Annotated in this window: 1 protein-coding gene; it reads left to right on the plus strand. The window is 59.6% G+C overall.

Features of this window, described 5'->3' with window-relative positions; all coding sequences use genetic code 11:
• Positions 1 to 20: 20 nt before the first annotated feature.
• On the plus strand, positions 21 to 1,782 hold a 1,762-nt coding region (locus tag AC2VLY_RS17525; RefSeq protein WP_486922744.1), incomplete at its 3' end, for a nitric oxide reductase activation protein NorD.

Raw genomic sequence — 1,782 nt, forward strand, 5'->3', positions numbered from 1 at the left:
CGGAACGTTAAGGAGCTTTCATGTCGGAAGCGACCGAAGAAATCCTCGAGCATCTGGCGGCCATCAGTTTTGTGGCCGGACGGGATGCCCGCGAAGCGCTGCCTGCAGTAGCACCTTTAGGAGAAGAAGCCTCCCTGCGCTTTCTGGAAACAGGCAGAGACCTGTTCTTTTATGACCGGGAAGCTGGCAAGGCCTTTTTCCATGCCACGGCCAACATGGTAGCGGCTTTTGCTGGCCTGGATCCCTGGCTGGAGCAATCGCGGCAGTTTCTGACTCAGCGCGGAACCTTTCGCGCCGTAGTCGGTTTTTTTGCACAGGCGGCCACGGTGCGTAAAAGCTGGGGGGCCGAAGGTGAAGCGCTGTGGTTCAAGCTGGGGGCGGCCTGGATTGATCGTCATGTAGATAGTGCTGCGGCTTATTTTCGGATGCCGGTAGCGACGCTTTTTGGGGATAACGGTACCACTGGCCTGACTGCCCTGCTGCAGCCTGCTGACAGTCTGGCCAAGGGCCGACTGGGCCTGGGGACTTATCTGGATGGCGCCATCAAGGTGCGCGGCATCTGTGGTCTGGACGGTGTAGCGGAATGGGCGCGACGCGGGGCAGATGTGCTGGCTGCCGGTCGGATTCGGGGTGAGGCCTGGTTTCGTCTGGAAAGTGATGAAGCCCGCAGCTTTCTGCTGGAGGTGCTGCCCGGTTTTCGGATGGGAACCCACAAGCGCTTGTTTGGTTTATTGCTGCAGGCCTGGACCGGATTGCATTTGCCTTTGGAAGAGGGCGACTGGAGTCTGGAAGGAGGCCGCAGTTTTCTGGAAACCGATGGCCGCAGTCTGTTTGTACCGGCGGTCATGCCGGATCGGGAAGAAGCCCTGCTGGCTTTTTACCATACGGGTGCGCATCTGGCTTATGACAGTTATGAGCAGGACGCCATCCACGCCCTGTTTGCGGAAATTGGCATGGAGCATCCACCCCTGGACCCCGATCAGCGCATTACCTGGCGACCGCTGTTTGCCCAGTTTGGCGAAGACCTGATTCGTTTCCAGATGATTTTTGATTTGTGTGAAGACCTCCGCATAGATGTAGCGCTGGATCGGGAAATGCCAGGGTACATCTCCCGGGTTGTCCGGGCGGCCCGCAAGCACGGACTCCCTGAGGGTGTGGCTGCTGCCTACTATGAACAGGCCCAGCGTTATCTGGAAGATTACCAGCAAGGCCGGTTGAGTCCTGATCTGGCGGATCTGACCCGTAGCGAAGCCGGTATTGTGGATGCCTTCCGGGTGGCTATGGCCTTGTATGCCACAACCACCCTGCCGCCTTTGACCCTCACGGAGCGTGCCCGCGCTTATTTGCCCGGCCATTCTCCCAATGCCGCAAGGCCCGTCTATCCCCGGCAAAAACACGGCAGTGATGGACCGGAAGTGGAGGGCGACAGTGCCCTGGGTGCGGCGGGTCATCAGGAAAAACCCAAGGAAACTCCACAGGCCGCCGAGGGGAATGACCCGGACATGGAAATCCCGCCCGAAGATATTCAGGGTACGGGCGGGCGCGTGGGTGTGGGTATTCCTTTGCCGGCCAAGGTGGCGGGCAGTGGTCGGGGGGTGAAAGGCCCCAAGGGCGGCTGGCCCTACCGCGAGTGGGACTACCGTCATCAGCAGTACAAAATGGACTGGGCACGGGTGCACGAGCGTAAGCTGCGCGAAAAAGATGAAGCCAAGGCCATTGAAATAGCGGCTGAATATGATGGGACTTTGCGGCGTCTGAAGCGCGCCTTGCAGGCCCAGAAGC

The organism is Acidithiobacillus sp. TH-A36, from assembly GCF_057473445.1.